At 69.4% G+C, this 21,834-nt stretch carries 19 protein-coding genes; 5 read left to right on the top strand and 14 right to left on the bottom strand.

The window, feature by feature from the left end; all coding sequences use genetic code 11:
* Positions 1-79: 79 nt before the first annotated feature.
* From melA to ACZ6CV_RS14165, 6 genes are all read right to left on the bottom strand, one after another.
* Positions 80-1,393 (bottom strand): alpha-galactosidase, encoded by a 1,314-nt coding sequence (melA, locus tag ACZ6CV_RS14190; protein ID WP_469251066.1) that lies wholly within the window; start codon positions 1,391-1,393, stop codon positions 80-82.
* The gene (locus tag ACZ6CV_RS14185) at positions 1,390-2,346 is read right to left on the bottom strand and encodes a carbohydrate kinase family protein (protein ID WP_469251065.1); all 957 of its coding nucleotides are present in this window, start codon (positions 2,344-2,346) and stop codon (positions 1,390-1,392) included. The genes melA and ACZ6CV_RS14185 overlap by 4 nt, the downstream gene beginning before the upstream one ends.
* Positions 2,347-2,434: 88 nt before the next feature.
* Complete coding sequence (locus ACZ6CV_RS14180) at positions 2,435-3,322, bottom strand: carbohydrate ABC transporter permease (RefSeq protein WP_469251064.1); 888 nt, start codon at positions 3,320-3,322, stop codon at positions 2,435-2,437.
* Positions 3,319-4,341 (bottom strand): carbohydrate ABC transporter permease, encoded by a 1,023-nt coding sequence (locus tag ACZ6CV_RS14175; protein ID WP_469251063.1) that lies wholly within the window; start codon positions 4,339-4,341, stop codon positions 3,319-3,321. Before ACZ6CV_RS14175 ends, ACZ6CV_RS14180 begins: the two co-directional genes overlap by 4 nt.
* Positions 4,342-4,350: 9 nt before the next feature.
* A complete protein-coding gene (locus ACZ6CV_RS14170) occupies positions 4,351-5,679 on the bottom strand; it encodes an ABC transporter substrate-binding protein (protein WP_469251062.1) in 1,329 nt (442 codons plus the stop codon).
* Positions 5,680-5,811: 132 nt separating this feature from the next.
* Positions 5,812-6,630 carry an endo alpha-1,4 polygalactosaminidase gene (locus ACZ6CV_RS14165; protein ID WP_469251061.1) on the bottom strand — a complete coding sequence of 273 codons (819 nt, stop codon included), beginning with the start codon at positions 6,628-6,630 and terminating at the stop codon, positions 5,812-5,814.
* A 271-nt stretch (positions 6,631-6,901) separates the two neighbouring features.
* Here ACZ6CV_RS14165 and ACZ6CV_RS14160 point away from each other — a divergent pair, with 271 nt between their 5' ends.
* Complete coding sequence (locus tag ACZ6CV_RS14160) at positions 6,902-7,663, top strand: DeoR/GlpR family DNA-binding transcription regulator (RefSeq protein WP_362361521.1); 762 nt, start codon at positions 6,902-6,904, stop codon at positions 7,661-7,663.
* A gap of 179 nt (positions 7,664-7,842) precedes the next feature.
* Positions 7,843-9,021, top strand: coding sequence for a serine hydrolase domain-containing protein (locus ACZ6CV_RS14155; RefSeq protein WP_469251060.1), 1,179 nt, complete (start codon positions 7,843-7,845; stop codon positions 9,019-9,021).
* 70 nt (positions 9,022-9,091) lie between these two features.
* Here the strand turns inward: ACZ6CV_RS14155 and ACZ6CV_RS14150 are convergent, their stop codons facing one another.
* The 5 genes from ACZ6CV_RS14150 to ACZ6CV_RS14130 all read right to left on the bottom strand — a co-directional run bounded on the left by ACZ6CV_RS14150 (position 9,092) and on the right by ACZ6CV_RS14130 (position 16,837).
* Positions 9,092-9,733, bottom strand: coding sequence for a class I SAM-dependent methyltransferase (locus ACZ6CV_RS14150; RefSeq protein WP_469251059.1), 642 nt, complete (start codon positions 9,731-9,733; stop codon positions 9,092-9,094).
* Positions 9,734-9,768: 35 nt separating this feature from the next.
* Positions 9,769-12,336, bottom strand: coding sequence for a RiPP maturation radical SAM C-methyltransferase (locus tag ACZ6CV_RS14145; protein ID WP_469251058.1), 2,568 nt, complete (start codon positions 12,334-12,336; stop codon positions 9,769-9,771).
* 12 nt (positions 12,337-12,348) lie between these two features.
* Positions 12,349-14,319, bottom strand: coding sequence for a B12-binding domain-containing radical SAM protein (locus tag ACZ6CV_RS14140; RefSeq protein WP_469251057.1), 1,971 nt, complete (start codon positions 14,317-14,319; stop codon positions 12,349-12,351).
* Between the two features lie 197 nt (positions 14,320-14,516).
* Positions 14,517-14,666 carry a hypothetical protein gene (locus tag ACZ6CV_RS14135; RefSeq protein ID WP_362361536.1) on the bottom strand — a complete coding sequence of 50 codons (150 nt, stop codon included), beginning with the start codon at positions 14,664-14,666 and terminating at the stop codon, positions 14,517-14,519.
* Between the two features lie 695 nt (positions 14,667-15,361).
* Positions 15,362-16,837, bottom strand: a complete 1,476-nt coding sequence (locus ACZ6CV_RS14130; RefSeq protein WP_469251056.1) for an MFS transporter — start codon at positions 16,835-16,837, stop codon at positions 15,362-15,364.
* A 233-nt stretch (positions 16,838-17,070) separates the two neighbouring features.
* Between ACZ6CV_RS14130 and ACZ6CV_RS14125 the strand changes: the two genes are divergently transcribed.
* Positions 17,071-17,718: a TetR/AcrR family transcriptional regulator gene (locus ACZ6CV_RS14125; RefSeq protein ID WP_469251461.1), complete on the top strand. Its 648-nt coding sequence runs from the start codon at positions 17,071-17,073 to the stop codon at positions 17,716-17,718.
* A gap of 295 nt (positions 17,719-18,013) precedes the next feature.
* Positions 18,014-18,697, top strand: coding sequence for a hypothetical protein (locus ACZ6CV_RS14120; RefSeq protein WP_469251055.1), 684 nt, complete (start codon positions 18,014-18,016; stop codon positions 18,695-18,697).
* A 19-nt stretch (positions 18,698-18,716) separates the two neighbouring features.
* Here the strand turns inward: ACZ6CV_RS14120 and ACZ6CV_RS14115 are convergent, their stop codons facing one another.
* The 3 genes from ACZ6CV_RS14115 to ACZ6CV_RS14105 form a co-directional block, all read right to left on the bottom strand.
* Entirely contained in the window at positions 18,717-19,466 is a 750-nt protein-coding gene (locus ACZ6CV_RS14115; RefSeq protein WP_469251054.1) for a class I SAM-dependent methyltransferase, read from the bottom strand.
* A gap of 200 nt (positions 19,467-19,666) precedes the next feature.
* Positions 19,667-20,536: a SigB/SigF/SigG family RNA polymerase sigma factor gene (locus ACZ6CV_RS14110; protein WP_469251053.1), complete on the bottom strand. Its 870-nt coding sequence runs from the start codon at positions 20,534-20,536 to the stop codon at positions 19,667-19,669.
* A gap of 168 nt (positions 20,537-20,704) precedes the next feature.
* Positions 20,705-21,112 carry an ATP-binding protein gene (locus ACZ6CV_RS14105; protein ID WP_469251052.1) on the bottom strand — a complete coding sequence of 136 codons (408 nt, stop codon included), beginning with the start codon at positions 21,110-21,112 and terminating at the stop codon, positions 20,705-20,707.
* A 261-nt stretch (positions 21,113-21,373) separates the two neighbouring features.
* Here ACZ6CV_RS14105 and ACZ6CV_RS14100 point away from each other — a divergent pair, with 261 nt between their 5' ends.
* Complete coding sequence (locus tag ACZ6CV_RS14100; protein WP_469251051.1) at positions 21,374-21,811, top strand: STAS domain-containing protein; 438 nt, start codon at positions 21,374-21,376, stop codon at positions 21,809-21,811.
* Positions 21,812-21,834 lie beyond the last annotated feature (23 nt).

Genomic DNA, 21,834 nt, shown 5'->3' with positions numbered 1-21,834 from the left:
GAGCGGGTACTCGGATGGAGGAGGGTCAGCCGACGCCACGGTGACCCGCGGCGCCATCCCCTCGGGCCACCCCCGGGGCTCAGTCGTCCACCAGCGTCACCCGCAACCCCGGCTGCAGAAGATCCGAGTGTGCCCGCACCATGTCGTCGCACAGGCGCCAGATCTGATCCACCGTCAAGGCTGCCGCCGTGGCCGGATCCGTCATGGCCGCGTGTCGGATGTGGCGCGGCTCGTCGTCGACGGCCGCACGGACGACGAGGTCGTTCATGCTCAGATACGTACGGTTGAGCGCCGCCAGCTGCGGCGGCAGCGCACCCGCGCGGGTCGGCTGGATGCCCGCCGCGTCGACCAGGCAGGGCACTTCGACCACGCCGTGGGCCGGCAGGTTGTCGATCAGGCCACGGTTCGGGACGTTGCCGTACACCGTGCGCGGCGTGCCGGTGACCATGCTGTGGATGATCTGCGGGGCGTACTCCAGGGTGCCCTCGACGGCGAGCGGGGCACCGGCGGCGAGCGCGTCGCGGGTGCGCCGGTACTCGGCGACGTTCTCGTCGACGATGCCGAGGTAGGCGCCGAGCGGCAGCCGCAACCGCTCGATCTCGCTGTCGTGGTGCAGATACCAGGGGACGTACTCGGAGGAGTGCTCGCTGGTCTCGGTCGGGTAGTAGCCGAGCCGCCGGTACATGTCGACCCGTACCCGGCGCCGCAACTGCTCGTCCTGCGCGATGAGTTCGTCGAGGCGGGGATAGAGGTCGGTGCCCCCGTGCTCGAAACGCAGCACCCACGCCTGGTGGTTGACGCCGGCCGCCCGGTAGGTGATCTCCTCGTAGGGGACGCCCACGAGCTTGGCCAGGTCCTGCATGGTCCAGTACACCGAGTGGCACAGGCCGACCACCTTGGTCAGGCCGGTGGCCTCGGTGAGGTACTGGACGTTCATGGCCATGGGGTTGGTGTAGTTGAGCAGCCAGGCGTCGGGGCAGAGTTCGGCGATGTCCTCGCCGAGCCGCTTCAGGAACGGGAAGGTGCGCAGGGCGCGGAAGATGCCGCCGACGCCGAGGGTGTCGCCGATGGTCTGCCGCACCCCGTACCGGGCGGGGATGTCGAAGTCCGTACGCGTGGACTCGCCCATGCCGATCTGCACGATGTTGATGACGAAGTCGGCGCCGGCCAGGGATTCCCTGCGGTCGGCGTGGGCGCTGATGCGGGGATCGGCGCGCAGCTCGCGCGCGATGCGGCGGGCCGCGGCCTCGGCGGTGGCCAGCCGCTCGGCGTCGATGTCGTGCAGGGCGATGTGCGCGTTCTTCAGCTCGGGGAAGGCGAAGAGGTCGGCGAGCAGCCCCTGGGTGAAGACGACGCTTCCTGCGCCGATGAAGACGATCTTGGGTCGGGTCATGACGCGTGCGCTCCGGTGGGAGAGAGATGGGCGAGGGCTTCGTCCCAGGTGGGCTGGGCGGCCGTGCCACCCGGCGCCCTCGTGGACAGGGCTCCGCACACGGCCGCGAACTGCAGTGCCCGGTGCGGAGGTTGACGGCGGAGCGTGGCGGCGACGAACCCGGCGTCGAAGCTGTCCCCGGCGCCGACCGTGTCCGTCGGCGTCACGGCGATGCCCGGTGCGCTCAGCAGCGAGCGGCCGTCGTGGCACAGGGCGCCGTCCGCGCCGTTCTTGACGGCGACGAGCGGGACACGGCCGGCGAGGAGCGCGGCGGCCCGCTGCGGGGTGTCGGCGGAGGGGCCCGCGAGGTGCATGGCCTCGCGGGCGTTGGGCAGCAGGATGTCGGTCTGCGCCAGGACCGCGTCGAGGGCGGCCCCGTCCCAGCGCCCGGACGGGTCGTCCTGGGTGTCGAGGGACGTCGTGGCACCGTGGCCGCGGGCGGCGCGCAACAGCTCCGGCAGGTCCTTGGCGAGCCTCGGCTGCAGGAAGTACGAGGCCGCGTGGACGTGCCGGGTGTGGGCCAGCAACGCACGGGGGACGTCGCGGCCGCTGGTCGTGGTGAGGGTGCCCGGCGCCGTGAGGATGGCGCGGTCGTCGCCGCGGGTGAGGACGACGGTCAGCGGTGTCGGCCGGTCGGGGTCCAGGGTCAGGGCTTGGGTGTCGACACCGCGCGCGGTGAGGGCGTCGCGCAGGTACCGGCCTGCGTCGTCGTCCCCGACGCGGCCCGCGAAGGCCACGCGCAGGCCGAGGCGGGCGGCTCCGCAGGCCATGATCGCGGCGGAGCCGCCGACGACGAGGGATCCGGAGTCGGTGAGCTGTTCGCGCTGGCCGAAGGCGAGCGGTTCGGTGAGTGGGCCGAGGACGACATCGGGATTGGCGTCTCCGATGACGAGCAGGTCGTACGGGGTGGGCATCGCTGTCCTTCGAATGGACGGACGTAAGGAAGGAAAGAAGGCGGCGGAGGGCGGTCGCGCCGGCGGGCGTGAGTCGAGGGGGCTCGCCTCACCCCTTCAGACCACTCGACGTCACCGAACGGATGAAGGCCTTCTGCGCGAAGAGGAAGGCGACCAGCACCGGAAGGACCGTCAGGACGTTGCCCGCCATCACCGCCGACCACCGGGTGTGGTGCTGCCCCTGGAAGGTGGTCAGGCCCAGTTGCAGCGTGTACTGCGTGTCGTGGTTGATGGCGATGAGCGGCCAGGTCAGGTCGTTCCACGTGGTCAGGAACGTCAGCACGGCGACCGTGGAGAGCGCGGGCCTCGCGAGGGGCAGCACGATCGAGCAGATGACCCGCAGCCGGGAGCAGCCGTCGATCCACGCGGCCTCCTCCAGCTCGCGGGGGAGCGAGAGGAAGAACTGCCGCAGCAGGAACACCGCGAACGGCGTGACGAGCGCGGGCACGATCAGCGCGCCGAGCGTGTCGATGAGCCCGAGCTTCTTCATGACCAGGAAGGTCGGGATCATCGTCAGCTGGAAGGGGATCGCCATCGTCGCCAGCATCAGGACGAGCAGCACCCGCGAACCGGCGAACCGCATCCGGGCGAACGCGTAGCCGCCGAGCACCCCGAACACGAGGTTGGAGGCGACGGCGACTGCTGAGACGATCACCGAGTTCAGCAGCCAGCGCGGGAACATGGCGTTGCCGAGGACGTAGCCGTACCCGCCCAGGTCGATCTTCGAGGGCCAGAGCGCCGGCGGAAAGCGGTTGATCTCGGCGTCGCTCATCAGCGAGCTCAGCACGAGCCACACCAGCGGCAGCGCGAACAGCACGGCCAGTGGCGCGAGCAGCAGATGCCGGCCGCTGAACGGGAGCCGGGGCCGGCGCCGCGCGGTCGGCGCGGCCGTCGGACGGGAGGTGAGCGGTGACGGCTCGGTGGTGGTCGCGGTCATGAGGCGGCTGCTTTCGTACGAGGGGTGCGCTCGCGGCGGACCACGCGCACCACGAGGGCCGCGAGCAGCAGCGCCAGGGCGAGGACGTAGGCGGCGGCCGCCCCGTACCCGGCGGTGAACTCCTTGAAGGCCTGCTCCCAGATGAAGTAGACGATGACGGTGGTCGAGCCGAGGGGCCCGCCCTTGGTGGTCACGTAGACAAGGTCGAAGACCTGCAGGGACTGGATGGTCTGCCACAGCAGCAGGAACACGCTCACGGGTGTGAGCGCGGGCAGCGTCACGTGCCGCAGGATCTGGACCCGCCCGGCGCCGTCCAGCCGCGCGGCCTCGACCAGGGACTGCTGCACGTCCTGGAGCGCCGCCAGATAGATGACGGTGCACAGGCCCGTGCCGCTCCACAAGGTGATGACGACCAGCAGGGGCAGCGCCTGCGCGGGGTCGCTGAGGAAGCCCTGCGGCGAGACGCCCACGTGATGCAGGAGGGAGTTGGCCGCCCCGAACTCCGGGTCGAGGATGAAGGAGAAGAGCACGCCCTGTGCGGTGGCGGAGATGACGAACGGGACGAAGAACAGGGTCCGGTAGAGCCCGACGAAACGGATGCGCCGGTTGAGCGCGAGGGCCAGGGCGAGCCCGATGGCGATGCTGAGGGGCACGTACAACACCGTGTAGAGGACGGTGTTCCGCACGGCCTGATGGAAGTTCGGGTCCTGGCGCAGGGCGTGGTAGTTGTCGAGCTCCACCCAACGGCTGGGTGTGACAAGGTCGTTGGCCTGGAAGGACAGCAGCAGCGACCAGATGACCGGCAGTACGCTCAGGCCGAGGATGACGAGCACGGCGGGCGAGACGAACGCCCAGGCCGTGGCCGCCTCCTTGCCGCGTCGTCGGCGCAGGGCACGCGGCTCCGGCCGGTTGTGCGGCTCCTTCTGATTGCGGGAGCCCTGCAACTGCGCGTACTCCTTCGGGCCCTTGGGCTCTCTCGGGTGCTGCGGCAGGGTCAGCGGTGCGGGAAGTCGGGGCATGTCAGGTCCTCAACGCGGTATCAGCAGAGCGGCGTTGGACTCCTCGGCGCAAGAACGCACCGCGTCCGCAGGGCTCTTGCGGCCGAGCAGTACGGCGACGACGGCTTGCCTGAGGGCGCGCGAGACGCGGGGGTAGGCCGGGTGCACGGGGCGTACGCGTGCCGAGGCGACCGCCTCGGTGAACACGGTCAGGCCGGGGGTACGGGCGGAGTGCGTGCGCCAGGCCGGGCGGTTCTCGCTGCGGCGGCTCAGCGGCAGGCTGCCCGCCTCCACGTCCCAGCGGCTGTCCTGGGCGGGCTGGGTCAGCCAGGTGACGAAGGTGCGGGCGGCCTTCGTCCGGGCGGGGCCGTTGTCGAACAGCGTCCAGGTGTCGGGTCCGGAGATGGTCATGGGGCGGCGGCTGAAGGTCGGCAGCGGGACGACGTGGTAGTCGAGGTGGGCCTGTTCGATGTCGGGCAGCTGCCAGGGCGCGGTCGGCACCATGCCCATCCGCCCGGAGAGGAAGACCTGGTACATCTGCTCGCTGCCGGGCTTGGGGTCGATGTAGACGCTCTTGTCGTCCGCCAGCTCCTTGACGACATCCAGAGCGCGGACGCCCTCCTTCTCGAAGCCGATGCTCCGCCCGTCCTCCGCGATCACCTCGCCGCCGAGGTCCCACACCAGCGGCCACAGCCGCCACACGGTGTCCTCGTCGCCGGTGCCGGGCCAGCCGGTGCCGAACCGCCCCTTGGCCGCGTCGGTGAGGCGGCGCGCGGTTTCGGTGAACTCGCGCCAGGTCCAGCCCGGTTCGGGCAGTTCGACGCCGGCCTCTGCGAACACCTTCTTGTTGCAGACCACGGCCAGGGCGTCGAGGAGGGCGGGCACCGCACGGACCCGGCCGTTGATCGTGACGGCCTCGCGGGCCGGCGCGTGATAGTTGCGCCACGGCGTCGGCCCCCGCTGCACCTGCTCGGTCAGGTCGACCACCTGCGGACTCCGGGCCACGCTGGCGAGGTCGGAGCCGAAGACGTAGGCGATGTCGGGGTAGGCGCCGGAGGCGAGCGCGGCCGTCACCTTCTGCAGCATGGCGTCGGCCAGCACACCGCCGCCCATGTCGACGCGGATGTCGGGGTGGGCGCGTTCGAACTCGGCGGCCAGGCTCTTGATGACCTTGGCCGCGGTGTCGTTCTGACCGTGCCACATCTGGATCGTGACGCGGCCGTCGTCGCCCACCCCGTCGGCGGCGCCCGCCGCGCAGCCGGCCAGGCCGCCGCCGGCCGCCGCGAGCGCACCGGCACCGCCGACGCGCAGCACACCGCGCCGCGAGACGGCGCCGGGCGCGCGGGGGACTGCTGACATCACTACCTCCAGGGGGTCGGGCGCGAGGGGGAGAGGGGGCGCGGGGGATGGGGGCGGCCGGGTTCCGGACGTCCGGAACGGGAACGGAACCAGGCTGTCGGCACCCGGGCGGTCGGCGATCCGGCGATCAGCTCAGCAGGTCTGCCGGAGGTACCCGCTCCCGCCCGCGGGCGAGACGCCCACGTCACGGCGGACGATGCTCAGCCGGTCGCCCCAGCCCGCGCAGGCCTTGCGCAGCCCGTCGGCCGAGTACTCGACGACGAGGACGTGGTCACCGAACGCGTCCGTGTACTTCCCGCACTCGTCCCACTCCCCGCACTCCTCGGCGACGGCGAAGTCGAGGCCGGTCTCCTCGCGGTCGGCGGCCAGTTCGGGCGTGTTCTTCTGCGCGACGGCCAGCCCCTTGTCGTGGGCGTGCGCGGACAGCAGCGCGATGAAGGCCTTGGCCTGGCCCGCCTTCAGGTGGTCGGGGAAGCGGGTGTACGTGTCGTAGTTGTCGGGCTCGACGGCCTGGAAGCCCTTGTCGGCGCAGGAGTCGATCCACCCGTTGACCTTGGCGGCGATCCGCTCGCGTTTGCCGGCGGTACGGATGTCGAGGACGGCCTCGCCCCAGTCGCCGTCGTAGACGACGTCACCGTTCGCGTCCCGCAGCAGCAGATCGGGGTCCCACTCCTGCTCGGCGCCCGGCTGGGCCTGGAAGGCGTTGACGTAACAGAGGTTGTACAGACCGGCGGCGGGAGAGGCGCCGTAGTCACGGCTGACGGTCCGCACGCCGGCGGGCGGGGTGTAGGCGCCGCCGATCTGGTAGTCGAAGCCGGCCCGCGGGGAGGGCAGCTCGACGTCCGACGGACCGGCCGCCGCGGAGGAGGGGGCGAGCAGGCAGGCCGCCGCGGTGGCCGTGAGGGCCGCGGCCGCCGTCATACACCTGCGCACAACATGGTTGAGGCTCATCGGTGAGCTCCAGCTGTGGGGGGCACGTCCCCGCCTCGGAACCCGCGAAGGGCCCTGGCGACTCAGTCCGGGCTCATGGCGAAGGCCAACTACCGGCTGGGCGTACCTCTGCGCCGCGTGCTCGACACCGGCGTTGCCAGGGAGTAAAGCGATCCCCCTCGGCCATGTCAAGAGATCGGTTTTGACCGAATCACCGTTCAACCACGCATCAGTACGCGTTAATTGTGCGCGATCCCTGAGCGAACCTGCTCGTCAGAGCTATGCTCACCGCGTGCTCAGAAGCGACCGCCACGCGCGGATACTCGACCACGTCGCCGCGCAGGGCAGCGCCGACGTGACGCAGCTTGCGCGGCTGCTCGGCGTCTCGCAGGCCACGGTCCGCCGCGATCTGCGGCACCTGAGCGACCAGCGGCTGCTCGACCGTACGCACGGCGGCGCGCTCCCCAGCGGATCGAGCATCGAACTCCCGCTCCAGCACCGTGCCGACCAGCGCTCCCCGCAGAAGCAGGCCATCGCGCGGGCCGCCGCCGCCCTCGTGCCCGACGGCGCGGTGGTCGGCCTCACCGGTGGCACCACCACCACAGAAGTAGCCCGTATCCTCGCCGACCGGGGACCGGTCACCATCGTCACCAACGCCGTCAACATCGCTGCGAACCTGGTGCTCCGCCCGCACGTCACGCTGATCGTGATCGGCGGGACCGCCCGCAGCCAGAGTTACGAACTCGTCGGCCCCATCGCCGAGAAGACCCTCGCCGACCACCACACGGACATCGCCTTCCTCGGCGTGGACGGCATCAGCGCGGCCCACGGCTGCACCACGTACGACCAGTTGGAGGCCGCGACCGACCGCGCCTTCGCCGCCCACGGCAGCCGTACCGTCGTGGTCGCCGACCACTCCAAGATCGGCAGGACCACCTTCGCCAAGATCTGCCCCGCGGCCGGCGTGCACACCCTCATCACCGACTCCCACGCACCCACCGGGGAACTGGCGGCCCTGGGCGACCTGGGGGTACGGGTCACGGTGGTGGGCTGAGCGGGGAGGGGGCGGGGCTGGGCTCGGCGCGGACCCGCGTACCGTCCCCGTACACCCGTACACCCGTACACCCGTACAACGGGACTCACGGCCGGATGGAGCAGAGCCGCGCGCGGATTCCCGCCCGCCGGGTGAAGCTGGACGCCCGTCCCCTCGCGTTGCCGCTCCAGGAGCCATCCGTGCCGCTTTCCCGATCCCCGCAGCTCCGCCTCCCCTTCGTCGCCCTGCTGGCCGCCGCCTGTGTCACCGGCCTCGTGCAGGCCCCGGCCCAGGCAGCCAAAGCTCCCGACCCCGCCGACGACAGCCGCGCACTGCGACAGCAGTTGCGGGAACTGACCACCGCGCCCGACGGCCCGCCCGGAGCGATCGCCGTCCTCAAGCGCGGATCCCGCACGGAGGTGTACCGGGCCGGCGTCGCCGAGACCGGCTCCGGCCGGCCGGTCCGGGTCACCGACCACATGCGCATCGCCAGTACGGCCAAGGCATACAGCGGCGCGGTCGCCCTCCGGCTGGTCGACCGCGGCAAGCTGCGCCTGAACGACACCATCGGCAAGGTGCTTCCCCGGCAACCGCGCGCCTGGCACCGGGTGACGCTGCGCCAGCTCCTGAACCACACCAGCGGCCTGCCCGACTTCAGCGCGAGCCCGGAGTTCCTGAAGCTGGTGACCGAGGATCCGCGCCGCCACTTCGACTCCCGCCGGCTGCTGGACTTCGCCGCCGACGAGCCGCTGGCGTTCCGCCCGGGAGCCCGGTACGCGTACTCCAACTCCGACAACATCGCCGTGGCCCTGATGGCCGAGGCGGCGACGGGACAACGTTACGAGACCCTGCTCGACCGCCTCGTGTACCGCCCGCTGGACCTGCGCAGTACCAGCCTGCCGCAGGGCTACCGGATGCCCGAGCCGTACATGCACGGTTACGACGTCACCCCGTCGAACCCGCCCGAGGACGTCAGCGAGGTGCTGAGCGCGTCGGGCGTGTGGGCGTCGGGCGGGATCATCTCGACGCCGAAGGACATGACGGCCTTCATCCGCGGCTACGCGGGCGGAAAGCTGATCTCCGGCCGGACCCGGGACCAGCAGCTGCACTGGGTGAACGGCGCGTCCGAACCCGCGGGCCCCGGGCAGAACAAGGCCGGTCTCGCCCTCTTCCGGTACAGCACGCGCTGCGGCGTGGTGTACGGCCATACGGGCAACTTTCCCGGCTACACGCAGCTGATCGCCGCCACCCCGGACGGCAAGCGGTCGCTGACGGTCTCCCTCACCACCCAGATCAACAAGACGAACAAGCCGAAGCTGCTGGCGCGGCTGCGGACGGTGGAGGAGAACTTCGTGTGCGCGTTGCTGCGCGGGAAGTAGGCGGCGACCGTTCTCCGTCCGATCGGTTCTCCGGCCGGTCGGGTTTCCGCCCGGTCAGCTCTCCGCCCAATCAGTCCTCGTTCCGCCGGAGTACGGCGTACCGGGCGGGCCAGTCCGTCACGCCCTTCCGGCGGCCGAAATCCGCGATGCGCAGGTCGAGCACCGTGAACCACGAGGTCACGGTGGAGCGGAAGGTCCCCTCGGTGGTCCAGGAGGGTCCGCTGGACTGGTCGAGGGCGTCCTCCTCGCTGAGCGCGGCGGCCCCGACATGGATCCACAGCCCGCCGGGCCGGCACATCCGGGCCATCGCCGCGGCGAACGTACGACGCTCGTGCCGCGTGGGGCGGGTGTGCAGCACACCGCGGTCAAGGACCACGGGGAACGGCTCCGGGGGAGTGTGGCCGGTGATGTCGAGGACCTCGTACCGCACCGATGAACCTGCCGGAGTGCGGCGCCGCGCCGCGTCGATGGCCCGGGCCGAGAAGTCGCAGGCCGTCACGGTGTAGGAGCGGTCGGCGAGCCACCGCGCCGTGGTGCCGAGCCCGCAGCCGACGTCCAGCACGTGGGCCGGGGGCGGGGCGTGCTCGGCGAGGAGTTCACCGAGCACGGGCGGCGGCTCCTCGTCCCAGCCCGGGCTGGCGGAACCGTAAGTGCGGTCCCATTCGGCCGCGTTGAGGGAGCGCAGCGGCACATCGGCTTCGCCGTGAGGCATGGTGGTCGATTCCCCTCTGCTGACGGTTGTCTTCTTCAGCGCACGACCGGCCAGCGGGAGATGCGGGAGGGCAGCCACCACAGAACGGAGCCGACCCGGTGCACGAGACCCGCCTTCACGAACGCTTCGATCTCTTGCGGCCGGAAATCCGAGACCGCGGCACCGTCGAGGAGTGACGTCAGCTTGCCCTTGTGCACCTTGCGCATGACGACGCGCCGCTGCGTCCCGTGGCGCAGGTCGGTGACCTCGACGAAGCCCCTGCCGCGCCGGTAGCCGCACTTGTTCATGTGGAACGTGGCACGCCACTGGTCGAGGACGGCGTCACCGTCGGGGCCCGCCACTGAACGCGGTGGATACAGGTGGCTGAACAGCCGCCATTGACCGATCTCGGCGCCGAGGTCCAGATCCCAGTCGACGGAGACACCGTGCCCGGTCGACTCCCGCACATGGGTGAGCCCCCGGACCGCCCTCCGGTCGCTGTCGAGATCACCGGGGCCGAGGACCACGGGCTCGGGCAGGGCGACATGCCGGGCGCCCCGTGCGACCAGGTCCGACACGGTCTCCACCGCGGCATCCTCGTACCGGAGCTCGCCCAGGTACATGCCGTCCCGGGCGCGCGCCACCTCGTCGCGTTCCCGCCAGCATTGAAGCGCCGTCGCTGTCGCTGCCGCTGGTGCCGTTACCGCGCTCGCTCCCGGTATGCGGCTGCCCGCGTCGTCGAGCAGCGCGGGCACCAGCGCCGGGCTGCCCTCGCGGGTCACCCAGCGCATCAGATCCTGATTGGCGGCGTACGGAACGACGTGCACGCTCTGGCCGCCGTCGTCGAAGAGCAGGCCCAGCGTGCGCCAGTGGGCCAGCAGGGCCGACACGTCCTCCGCGGTGACGTCGTGTTCACTCTCCCGGAGCTTCTTCGTCAACACATCGCTCGTACAAGGCTGTTCCAGCAGACGGAAGGCGGCCATCTCCCAGGGTTCCTCGATGCTCAGCGTCCTCCAGGCGAAACCGGGCCGGGTGTTGGTGAGGACGATGGAATCCGGCAGGTCGACTTGTGTCAGCCGCCCGCGGGGGAACTCGTGGCACCAGGTCTCGACGGCCTTCTCCAGCCGCTCCGCGTGCGTGGTGGAGATGCCTTGGTGCGCCGCGTCGAACACGTAGGCCATGTCGCGGAGTTCGGACTCCGGAAGGTCGTAGATCACCGCATAGTGGGCGGCGGGCCGCAGGTCGCCGAAGCCGAGTTCCGGGCGGTTGAAATAGGGGCTGAAGCGCTCGATGGCTATACGGGTGACTCCGTTGGGCGGAGCGAGGTGATGGATGGCGGGGAACTGGTCGATCACCGAGTCGTAGTCCTCTTCGGTCTCGGTCGGAAAGCCGAAGAGGTAGTTCCATACGACGCCGAGGCTCACCGATTCCGCGTCGCGCAGCATCCGCACGTTCTGGCAGCCGGTCACCCCCTTGTCCATGATCTTCAGGACGCGGCCGCTGAGACTCTCGATGCCGGGCTGTACGTAGTGGATGCCGGCGGCGACGAGGGAGCCGAGCTGTTCGCGGCGCATGTTGGACTTGATCTCGTAACTGATGCGCAGATCGCATTCGGCCTCCGCGAGCCTCGGCACCACCGACCGCAGATAGGTCATGTCGAGGATGTTGTCGGCCACGGCGACATTGAGCACCTGGTGGCGTTCCGTCATCGCGAGCAGTTCGTCGACGAAGTGATCCGGGCTCTTGCTGCGGAATTCCATGAACGAACCATTGAGCCCGCAGAAGGTGCAGTGGTGTTTCTGGCCCCACCAGCAGCCGCGTGAACTCTCCAGCACCAGATGGGGCTCGGCCATGGCCCTGGCGCGGGATGCCGCGTGCTGCTCGAAGTAGTCCGTGTAGTCCGGCGTGACCAGCGCGGACGCGGGCAGCGGGGCCGCGCTCATGGCATTCGCGTGCGAGGTCCCGTCCGCGTCGCGCCAGCAGAGCCCGGGAATGTCCCCGGGGTCCGACCCGTCGCGGAGACAGGAAAGGAGCCGCGTGAACGACACCTCGCCCTCACCGCGATTGACGTAGTCCACAAAAGGAAAGCCGCGGTGCAGCGCCGCCCCCTGCGGGCCGTCGCAATTGCCGCCGCCGAGCACCACGCACACCTCGGGCGCGGTCTTCTTGATGAGCCTGGCCGCGGCGAGGACGGCGCTGTTCTGCGCGAAGGTCGTCGAGAAGCCGACGACATCGGGCCGCTCGGCGAGAATGCGGCCGACCAGGGACGCGACGTACTCGGGGGCCAGCGCGTGCAGTTGCCGCCCCTTGTTCAGCATGTCTCCCGGCACCGAACCCGCCACGAGGTCCGCGAATTCCGCATTGCGCCACTGGGGATCGTCGTACAGGGCGGAGGAGAAGATCCACTCGCTGTAGCCGGTGAAATAGGAGTCCCAGCAGAAGTTGTACTCCTCGCGCGTCAGGCCCGCGCGTGCGGTGATCCAGTCGAGGTAGTCCAGGTTGGCGTTCACGACGTCGACGCGGCTGTCCGGGAACTCGTCCGCGACGCGACGCTTGAGAAGTCCCAGGGCCAGGGAAGGGAAGTCGATGGAGGCCCAGGGCATGTTGACCAGGGTGATGTGCACCGTGTGACTCCTTCAGCGTGACGGGCGGGTGACGGCCGGTCGCGGTGCGTCGCACATGACTCCGACGTCCGCGGCGGCGAGTTTGCCGAGCATGGTCCGGCCGTGCGCACTGGTCGCGATCAGGGGTTCGCCGGGCGCGGTACCGCAGGCCACGTGGCTCTTCGGGAGGGAGTACACCTGCTCCCGTACCGGATCGGCGAGCAAGCCCGAACCACCGCCCGGCCCTTGGGTGTCGAACCTCGGTGGAGCGCAGCGGATCCACGGGTGCGGGCGCAGCGCACTGTGCTGTGCCGAGCGCTGTGCGGCGGCTTCGACGGGACCGTCTGCGGCCGCGGCGATCCGGCGCATGCCGTGCTTCAGCCGCCGCAGCATGTCGGGGCGGGCGGGTCCGCCGACGGTGGTGTGCCGTCTGCCGAACCTGCCGCCCAAGTAGTTGAGTTCGCGGTTGTCGGCGAAGGTGTCGGAGCCGTCCAGGAGCACGTCGTAGCGCTGGGGGTCCGCGACCAGGAGGGTTCCCGGCTCGGCCACCATGAGCTCGAAGGCGTCGACGGCGAACTTCTCACGGTTGCGTTCGAGGAAGCGGAGCGACTCCTCGGCCTCCTCCTCGCTCTCGTCCAGCAGCCCGCCCATGACGGAGAAGTTGACCCGGATCTCGGCTGCCGCGAGATTGTCGAGGATGGTCTGGAAATCCGCTGCGCGAACGCCCTTGTCCAGTCTGTCGAGCAGTCGCTGAGTGACGCCCTCATAGCCGACGGCCATTCCCTCACAGCCGAGTTCGGCCAGTTCCTTGCAGAAGCCCGGGTCGAGCAGGATCGGTTCGAGACGGTTGCGCGTGTTGAACCGGACACGGAGACCGCTCTCGCGCACCAGCCGCATGGTGCGGGCGAGCAGTCGCAGATTGGTGTTCTCGTCGACGACGGTGACGAAGTCGATTCCGGTGCTCTGCACGATCCGGCGGACCGTGTCGGCGAGCTGTTGCGGAGAACCCTGTTGGTAGGCCCCGCGTTCGAGGGATCTGTTGCCGTAGGAACAGAAGACGCAGCGCCCCCAGTAACAGCCCACACAGGACACCATGGAGAGGACGACGGTGTCGTTGAGATAGGAGTGCACCTTCAACCCGTCGTAATCGGGTGCGCCGACATCTTTGAAGTGGAGCGTGGGCGGTCGGCTGGGGGGCGTCGCGCCATGGGGGTTCAGCCATCGCATTCCCGGCACGTCGGAGCAGGGCACCTGGCCGGTGCGACAGGGTGTCTTGCCGGTAAGATGGGCCAGCCAACGCTCCAGGGGTTCTTCGCCCGCCGTGACGCAGAGCGCGTCGACTGCGGTACGTACGGAGGTCATCGCCGCCAATTCGTCGTGCCGCAGCATGACTTGCTGTCCGCCGAGGCAAATGGGCGTCCCGGGGAGAAGCTGCCGTATCCATCGGGCGATGAGCAGCGCCGGCGCCAACTGGCTGAAGAAGGCGACGGATATACCGACCGCACGAGGCACGGAGGTGCCGAGGGCGTCGGCCAGAAGGGCATGCAAGGTCCGGCTCGCGAAGTCGAGTGAATCGACCCGTACGTCGGACAGGTGAAGCACCGCCTGGTCGAGTGCCGCGAAGTCGTCCCACACCTGCGACAACGGCGAGGCGCTCAGCATCAGTTGGGCAGACTGCCGGGCGAGTCGCACCGCGCGTACGGGGCCGAGGTGGGGCGCCGGATCCTTCGTCAGGACGAAGTCACGCATCTCCCCGAGATGCTGCAGGGCGGCGTCGGCCACTGCCGCGCGGTACCAGACGGGCAGCTCCTGCGCCGTGTCCAGGGCGGCGGCCTCCTGTTCGAGCGCCGGCCCGTCGAGCAGCCGATGGACGAGTTCGATGCTCAGGTCGACCTGATGCGCGCTGTAACCGGACCGGCGGACGTGACCGGCGAGATAGGGCAAGCTCAGATACGGAAAGAGGGTCGCCTCCGTCAACGGCGGAAAGAGCAGCAAGAGATCCATGCCATCCGTCCTGATCCGGACGGTGGAGCCGACCGGGTGCGCGAGGTGCGGGGACGCACCTGTGGGGTCCAGAACCGTCGGGGTCGGAATCGGCGGGCCACGGTCGACAGGGCCGACCGGCACCGAAGGAGCTCACAAGCGGGTGGAGCTCGGACCTCGACTTGTGAGCCCCTCGCGGAGCGATTCAGTCGGACCGGTCAGGCGGCCGGTATGTCCGAGGAGCGGTCCGCGTTCTTGGCGATGTAGTTGTAGGCCGTGGACGAACCGCTGACTTGCAGCTCATCCATCTCGAGTACCTCGAGTTCACCGAGGTCGCTCTCGATCTCTGTGTTCATCTCGATGTCCATGGAACCTCCATGCGTGAGTGGAAGATGAAACGGGAGTAGGCTTCTGGGTCTTCCGTCCCCGAACAGGCTCTCTGTCACGTTTCATCATGGTCAAGGCCACTATCGAGCCAAGGGGATTCGGCCGGTGAGCGCGGTGGGTGCTGGCCGTGGTTCTGAGTCCGACGGGGGTTTTCGGCCAGCGGGGGAGCCGGTGAGCGGCTTCCGGCGGTGACCTCGGGTGACGGAGCGGTCGCGGCGACGATGGAATCGGCGCTGGGCTTGGCCGCAAGGAGACGTCGGCCAACAGCCATCTCGCTGCTGGTCAGCGGTAGGCCTGTGCGTAGATGTGAGTCACCCGGCCGCTCAAGGTCAGGACAGCGATGCGTCTCGGCCACCTGAGGAGCTCCAACAGGCCCGAAATGAACAGTCGTTCACACCAAGGCGGTTCCTGGGTCTCTCGGTGCGGGAGAACAAACCCCGCACCGGACCGCCCTTCGGGTGGCCGAATGCCACCGTCAGCCGTCGTTCGCCGTGCCGAGCGCCGTAGGGATGACGGCCCGCACGTCGTCGTCCTGGGCCTGCGCCTCGACCATCCGGATCCGGGGTGGGGCAACCCCGGGAACGTGTCACCGGGAGCGGGCCGACGCCCGAATACCCCGAATACCCCGGAGAGCCCGCTCGCGTACGCAGACGGGCACAGCCGAGCCCGTAGACGCTCAGGCAGCCTCTTCCACGGAGTGCGAATCGGTCAGGGTGGAGGCGCCGACGGCCGCGATCACGCCGACGATCACCGCCAGGGCGCCGTACGTGATGCGCTCGCCGTGGAAGAAGGACTGCACGAGGCCGCTGCTCCAGGCACCTGCGGGCAGCCGCGTGGTGACCAGGGCGGCGATCAGGGTGCCGACCATCGCGGTGCCGACGCTGGTGCCGACCTCCTGGGCGGTGTCGTTGAGCGCCGTGCCGATCGAGGTGCGGTTCTCCGGCATCGCCTCGACCAGGGCGATGGCGCAGATGGTCATGACGGTGCGCAGCCCGACGGTCATCACGACCATGCAGACCGCGATGGCGATGTAGCCGTGCTCGACACCCCAGGCGAGGCCGGCCAGAGCGCCGGCCAGGCAGGCCGCGCCGACCAGGCAGGCGATGCGGTGGCCGAACCTCTTCGCGAGCCCTTCCGACAGGGGAGTGGCGATGATCATGGTCACGATGATCGGCAGGTTCGCCAGGCCGGCCCGCACGGGACTCCACCCATAGGCGTACTGGAAGTGGAGGATGAGCCCGAACATCACGCCGGCCATCGCGATGGACGTTCCGACCTGGGCGATGGCCGCGCCGCGCACGGTACCGCGGGAGAAGATCCTGAGGTCCAGCATGGGGGCCTTGCTGCGGCGCTCGTGCCACACGAACGCGATGCCCGCGGCCACGGCGCCGAGAACCGACGCGATCGTGGTGGCGGAGAGCCAGCCGTGCTCGACACCGCTGGTCAGCGCGTAGCAGGCCAGGCCGATGGTGAGGACACTCAAGGCGGCGCCCGGCAGGTCGAGCCGGTCCTTGGTGAGATCCTCGGGCCGGTCGGCCGCGACGCCGAGCCGCACGCCGATGGCGGCGATCAGTGCGATCGGCGCGTTGATCAGCAGGAGCCACTGCCAGCTCACGTGGGCGAGCGCGGTGCCGCCAAGGAGCGGGCCGAGGACGAACCCGGACATCCCGACGACGATCATCAGGGTCATCGCACGCATGCGCAGCGCCTGGTCGTCGAACAGTCTGAAGACGAGCGAGTTGGTGATGGGCGCCATGGCCGCGGCGGCGACGCCGAGCCCGGCCCGCAGGGCGATGAGCTGAGCGCCGGAGTCGACGGCGATGACGCAGAGGCTCAGCAGGCCGAACGCGGCGAGGCCGAACAGCAGCACGCGTCGGCGTCCGAAGCGGTCGGCCAAGGATCCCGCCGTCAGCAGGAGCCCACCGAACGTCAGCGAATAGGCGCCGGTGACCCACTGCAGGGCGGTCGTACCGCTGCCGAGGTCACGGCCGATCGTGGGCAACGCGATCGACAGCAGGGTGTTGTCGACCATCTCGACGAAGAAGGCCAGGCAGAGCGCGGCCAGTGGAATCCACGCCGCGCGCAGCGATGGATAGGTGTGGGCTATGGCGGGCTTGGACTCGGGCTCGGCGGGTTCGGTTGTCGTGGTCATGGCCGGCCTCCTCTCTGAACGGTCGTCGTTCACGGAACGACGCTCGACGTGGAACAGCGCGCTCGACGTGGAGCAGTATTCGATGAACGAACGTTGTTCGATGATGGAACGTCGTTCGACTATAGAACGCAGTTCGATGTCGCGCAATTCATGATTGGATGGGTGTCATGACAGCCCCGCGAACCCGCCCCGGCGAAGCCCCCGCCCGAGGACGCAGGCGCGCTTCGCACTCCATGGAGGCCGTCCTCACCGCAGCCGTCGCCCTCCTGGACGAGGCCGGCGGATCAGCACTGACCTTCCGGGCCCTGGCCGCCCGCCTCGGCACCGGCGTCGGCACCATCTACTGGTACGTCTCGAACAAGGACGAACTGCTCGACCGCGCCACCGACCACGCGATCGGGGAGATCCTGGCCGCCGTGGAGGACCAGCCCCTCGGCGACGACCCGATCGCCGACCTCCGCGCGATGGCCGTCACGCTGTTCGACGCGATGATCGACCGGCCCTGGCTGTCGGCGTACTTCATGCGCAACACCGACGTCCAGGGCCACTCGTTGCGGCTGTACGAGAAGCTCGGCGAGCAGACACTCCGCCTGGACCTCACACCCCGGCAACGGTTCCACGCCGTTTCGGCGATCACGGGGGTCGTCGTCGGCACGGCGGCCGACCTGGGCATGGAGATCCCACAGGAGTTGCTCGACGGCCAAGTGGACCGCGACGTCTTCCTCAATCGCTTCGCCGAGAAGTGGCGCTCACTCGACACGACGGACTTCCCCTTCGTGCACCAGATCGTCGACGAGTTCGCCGGGCACGACGACCGCGACCAGTTCCTGGCGGCCCTGGACCTGACCCTGGCGGGCCTGCGCCTCCAAGCGGGGACGTGATCCGGACGACCCGCTGACGAACGGCCGATTCAACTGTCCGCCGCGCGTGCCGAGCCATGATTTGCTCGTCGCCCCGGAAGCGATGCCCACCGCTGACTGCTGAGGCAGGCCCTTCTACTGCCGGATGCCGAGGAGGAGTTCGTCCGGGCGCTGCTGCCCGAGTCGTTGCGGGGCAGGAAGCGGTTGGAGGATTTCTCGCACGCGTGAGCCGTGTGAGTCGTGTGAGTGAGGCCGGGTCGGGCAAGCCGCTGCCTCCGCCCGGCCTGATAACCCATCAATACCCAAGGAATTACGCATGAGTTACCTGTCAGATCCCACCGAGCACAACAGCGCCCCGGACTCCCTGCGCAGTGTGTACCTGAGGCTGGTTGCCGAGGAGTCGATACCTGCGGAAGCGCGAGGGCAGTTCAGCTATCTGCGGCCGTTGGCCACGGATCTCCTGGTGGGTATCGCCCTCGACAGCCCTGACAACGTCCGCGTCCTCGATGACCGCGACGTGGCCCTCGTCGAGCGGGGCACTTTGGAGACCGCCGCGTGGAGCAACTTGCTGAGTGAGCCGGTCAATTACGACACCGTCGATCTTCCCGGTGGGGCGGTCCTTCACCTTCTCGGTCACCCGGAGTCGGTGTTCGCGGCCAGCAAGGTGCTCGTCTTCGAAGAGGCGGTCCGAGCCGCCGGCGGACCCGCGATACCGGCGGAGGGCGTGCTGCTGGTCGTCCCGAACCGGCACAACCTCCTGTTCTACCCGCTCGCCGACGAGCACGTGGGAGAGGCTGTCAACTCCCTGGCACAGTTCGGGCTGGGCGCCTACGAGGACGGCCCCGGGCGCCTCTCCCCGCGGGTGTTCTGGTGGCGCGCCGGCACCCTGACATCGATCACGTCCTTCGACGAGGAGAGCCGGTCGATGAGGATCTCCCCGCCCGACGAACTCATGACGATCATGCGGCGACTGGCCGACTCGTCCGACTCGGCCGGCTGAGGTCCGCCGACGCGCTCGGTCAGCGTGCGGTGGTCTTCCGGTAGACCGATACGTGAGAGCGTGATTCGGCGGTGAATTCCTGCCCCGTCCAGTCCGCGTGCCTGCACTCCAGCGTCATGCCGGCCAGCTCGGCCATCAGGTCGAGTTCGGCCGGCCAGATGTATCGGTGCGGGCTGCGAGACAGGAGGGCCTGTCGGCCGGTCCCGGCGTCGAACTTGAAGTGGTGCGAGACGACCTGCTGATGCAGGACGTCATAGGTGTCGAGCCCGATGTAGTCCGCCGTCGACTCCCAGACCACGGCCTGCTGTCCCGGCGGCAGCTTGCGCAGCTCGGGGACCCACAGTTCGACGACGAAGCGCCCGCCCGGCGCGAGATGGCGTGCGGCGTTGCGGAAACAGGCCACCTGCTCGGCCTGTGTGAGCAGGTTGGAGATGGTGTTGTAGACGAGATAGACGAGCCGGAATTCGCCCGGGGCCTGCGCGGTGGCCATGTCGCCGACGACCACCGGGATGACCGTCTCGTCTGCTTTGGTGCGCAGCTGGTGGAGCATCGGCTCCGACAGCTCGATACCACTGACGGCGACCCCCCGCTCCGCGAGCGGCACCGCCACCCGGCCGGTCCCGACGGCGAACTCCAGCGCCCGCCCGCCTTCGGCGAGCTCCGCCAGACGCTCCACCGTCGGCCCCAGGGTCTCCGGTGCGAACATGCCGGTCCCCGGGGTGTCGTAGCTCTGCGCGGTCTGGGCGTCCCACATCTCACTTCGAACCATGAGCACCGATGGTCGACCACGGCTCCGAGCAACGTCAACAGACTTTCGCCACGGCCGGGTTGAGGCGAGGCGTGGGCGCGACTCGCTATCGGGCCCACGGCCCTCGGGCCCTCGGACCCTCGGCCCCTAGGACCGAAAGGAGCTCCGTGGTCGCCGGTGGGCGGCACGGAGCTCCAGGTCGAGTCGGGGGAGGGGAGGGGTTACTCGGTTGCCGCCAGGCCGGTACGGAGCTTGGCGATGAGCTTGCTGATCAGACGGGAGACATGCATCTGCGAGCAGCCCAGTTCGGCGGCGATGTCGCTCTGGGTGTGCTCCTCGACGAAGCGGAGGTGGATCAGACGACGCTCGCGCTCGTCCAGGTCCGCGATGAGGGGAGCGAGGGAGTGGAAGTTCTCCACGAGCTCGAAGCGGTCCTCGTCGACGCCGATGAAGTCGGCGAGCATCGTGTCGGACTCGTCGTCCTTGCCGGCGACGGCGGCGTCCAGCGAGACGCTGCTGTAGCCGTTGGAGGCCTTCTGCGCCTCGGTGACCTCGGACGGGTCGAGCTGCATCAGTTCCGCGAGCTCGGCCGTCGAGGGGGAGCGGCCGAGGCGGGTGCGCAGCTCCTCGGTGGCCTTGGACAGTTCGATACGGGCTTCCTGCAGCCGGCGCGGCACGTGCACCGCCCAGGAGGTGTCGCGGAAGAAGCGCTTGATCTCGCCGGTGATGTAAGGCACCGCGAAGGAGGTGAACTCGACTTCGCGGGTGAGCTCGAACCGGTCGATCGCCTTGATCAGGCCGATGGTGCCGACCTGGACGATGTCCTCCATCTCCTGCTGTCCGCGGTGCTTGAAGCGGGAGGCCGCGTACTGGACGAGGGAGAGGTTCATCTCGATCAGGCAGTTGCGCACGTAGCTGTACTCGCGCGTGCCCTCTTCGAGATGGGTGAGACGGTCGAAGAAGTGCCGGCCGATCTCACGGGCATCCGTGGGGCGGACCGAGGAGGGGTCGGCGTAGGCGCGCTCGATCAGGGACTCCTGGACCGCCCGGGTCGCGGTGTGCCTCTGTTCGTCGACTGCCACGCTGCTCATGGTGTCCCGCCCCTTTCGTAGACCTGATATTGCTGCTTGCTCTGCTCGCGCCGGTCTTGCTCTGTCGGCCGTGTCCTGCTGGCCCTGTTCTGTTGGCGCTTGCTCTGCTCGCGTGCTTGCGGTTACCCGCAGCTCGACGAGCCATGCATCGTGTGTGGGTATGCCAGATCACATTCCGGCAGAGGCGGGCGCCGATGCCAGCGGCTCGGGCAGCGCCAGCACGGCGGTGATCGTCTTTCCGTCCGGCTCCACCTCGACGTCCAGGCGCGAACACAGGCGCTGGATCACCATCCAGCCGTGCCCGCCCGGCCTGCCCCGGACCGTCGGCTGCCGCTGCGGCACCTCACGGCTGGCGTCCCCCACCCGCAACCGCAGCTCGGCACCCTCTATGGAGACGCCGAAGCGGGTCACACCGCCGGCGTGCAGGAGGGCGTTGGCCGCCAGTTCGCTCGCCACGAGCAGCGCGTCGTCGCGCAGGCGTTGCGCCTCGGGCCGCGGCAGCCCGCTACACACCTCCACCAGCGCCGAGCGAACCGCGGACCGGGCATCCGCACAGCTGATTTCGTCTGTCGCCACTGATTCCACTGCCTCGGCTACACCCATCCCGGCATTGGCCCTTTCCCCGTTCATGTTCGGTCACCGCTTTCGTTTCTCCGGTATACCTCCGCCTGCCCGGAGGCGCGGGCCTCACGCCCTTCTGGGCCCTGCCCGCCTTGCCGGGACAGGGTTCCCGTACGGGGATACGTCCTGAACGCCCCGCTCCGTCCTCAGCCTTGGCCCACGATTTCTGGCACATTCCCCGGTCACATGCTCCCAGACGTGTGGGAGGGTCTGGGCATGGTTTTCGACAGACAGAGCATCGACGTCACCCGACAGGACCGGGTCACCGTCGTCTGCTTCCGCAACGAGCTGGACCTCGAAGACACCACCGAGGCGACGCTCGCGTTGTCCCGTGCCCTCACCGAGGGCCCTTCAGACGGGACGCTACTCGACCTGTCCGGCCTCACCTTCGCCGACAGCACCCAGCTCAACGTGATCCTGCGCGCCCACGGCGATCACCAGCACGCCCAACGGCCCTTCGTGCTTGCCGGCCCCTACCAGCCCGGCATCTCGCGGCTCTTCGAGGTCACCGGTGTCACCGACGTCCTGAACATGGCCGACAGCCGCGACGAGGGCATCCGGCGGATCCGTGAGCTCCGCGACGAGCTCCTCGACGCCGATGCCGCCACCGCACCGGCCTCCGACCAGAGCCACCCACCGTCGGCCTCCATGTGAGCGCCCCGCAGCCGTAGAACCCG

The sequence above is a fragment of the Streptomyces sp. NPDC041713 genome (assembly GCF_055591085.1).
The sequence above is the reverse complement of the archived record's forward strand: the minus strand, read 5'-3'. Positions and strand labels throughout refer to the sequence as shown.

Bases quoted from the DNA above. Each gene is read 5' to 3' on its own strand.
- melA (WP_469251066.1), bottom strand. From the start codon at position 1,393: ATGACCCGACCCAAGATCGTCTTCATCGGCGCAGGAAGCGTCGTCTTC.
- ACZ6CV_RS14185 (WP_469251065.1), bottom strand. From the start codon at position 2,346: ATGCCCACCCCGTACGACCTGCTCGTCATCGGAGACGCCAATCCCGAT.
- ACZ6CV_RS14180 (WP_469251064.1), bottom strand. From the start codon at position 3,322: ATGACCGCGACCACCACCGAGCCGTCACCGCTCACCTCCCGTCCGACG.
- ACZ6CV_RS14175 (WP_469251063.1), bottom strand. From the start codon at position 4,341: ATGCCCCGACTTCCCGCACCGCTGACCCTGCCGCAGCACCCGAGAGAG.
- ACZ6CV_RS14170 (WP_469251062.1), bottom strand. From the start codon at position 5,679: ATGTCAGCAGTCCCCCGCGCGCCCGGCGCCGTCTCGCGGCGCGGTGTG.
- ACZ6CV_RS14165 (WP_469251061.1), bottom strand. From the start codon at position 6,630: ATGAGCCTCAACCATGTTGTGCGCAGGTGTATGACGGCGGCCGCGGCC.
- ACZ6CV_RS14150 (WP_469251059.1), bottom strand. From the start codon at position 9,733: ATGCCTCACGGCGAAGCCGATGTGCCGCTGCGCTCCCTCAACGCGGCC.
- ACZ6CV_RS14140 (WP_469251057.1), bottom strand. From the start codon at position 14,319: ATGGATCTCTTGCTGCTCTTTCCGCCGTTGACGGAGGCGACCCTCTTT.
- ACZ6CV_RS14135 (WP_362361536.1), bottom strand. From the start codon at position 14,666: ATGGACATCGAGATGAACACAGAGATCGAGAGCGACCTCGGTGAACTC.
- ACZ6CV_RS14130 (WP_469251056.1), bottom strand. From the start codon at position 16,837: ATGACCACGACAACCGAACCCGCCGAGCCCGAGTCCAAGCCCGCCATA.
- ACZ6CV_RS14125 (WP_469251461.1), top strand. From the start codon at position 17,071: ATGGAGGCCGTCCTCACCGCAGCCGTCGCCCTCCTGGACGAGGCCGGC.
- ACZ6CV_RS14120 (WP_469251055.1), top strand. From the start codon at position 18,014: ATGAGTTACCTGTCAGATCCCACCGAGCACAACAGCGCCCCGGACTCC.
- ACZ6CV_RS14115 (WP_469251054.1), bottom strand. From the start codon at position 19,466: ATGGTTCGAAGTGAGATGTGGGACGCCCAGACCGCGCAGAGCTACGAC.
- ACZ6CV_RS14110 (WP_469251053.1), bottom strand. From the start codon at position 20,536: ATGAGCAGCGTGGCAGTCGACGAACAGAGGCACACCGCGACCCGGGCG.
- ACZ6CV_RS14100 (WP_469251051.1), top strand. From the start codon at position 21,374: ATGGTTTTCGACAGACAGAGCATCGACGTCACCCGACAGGACCGGGTC.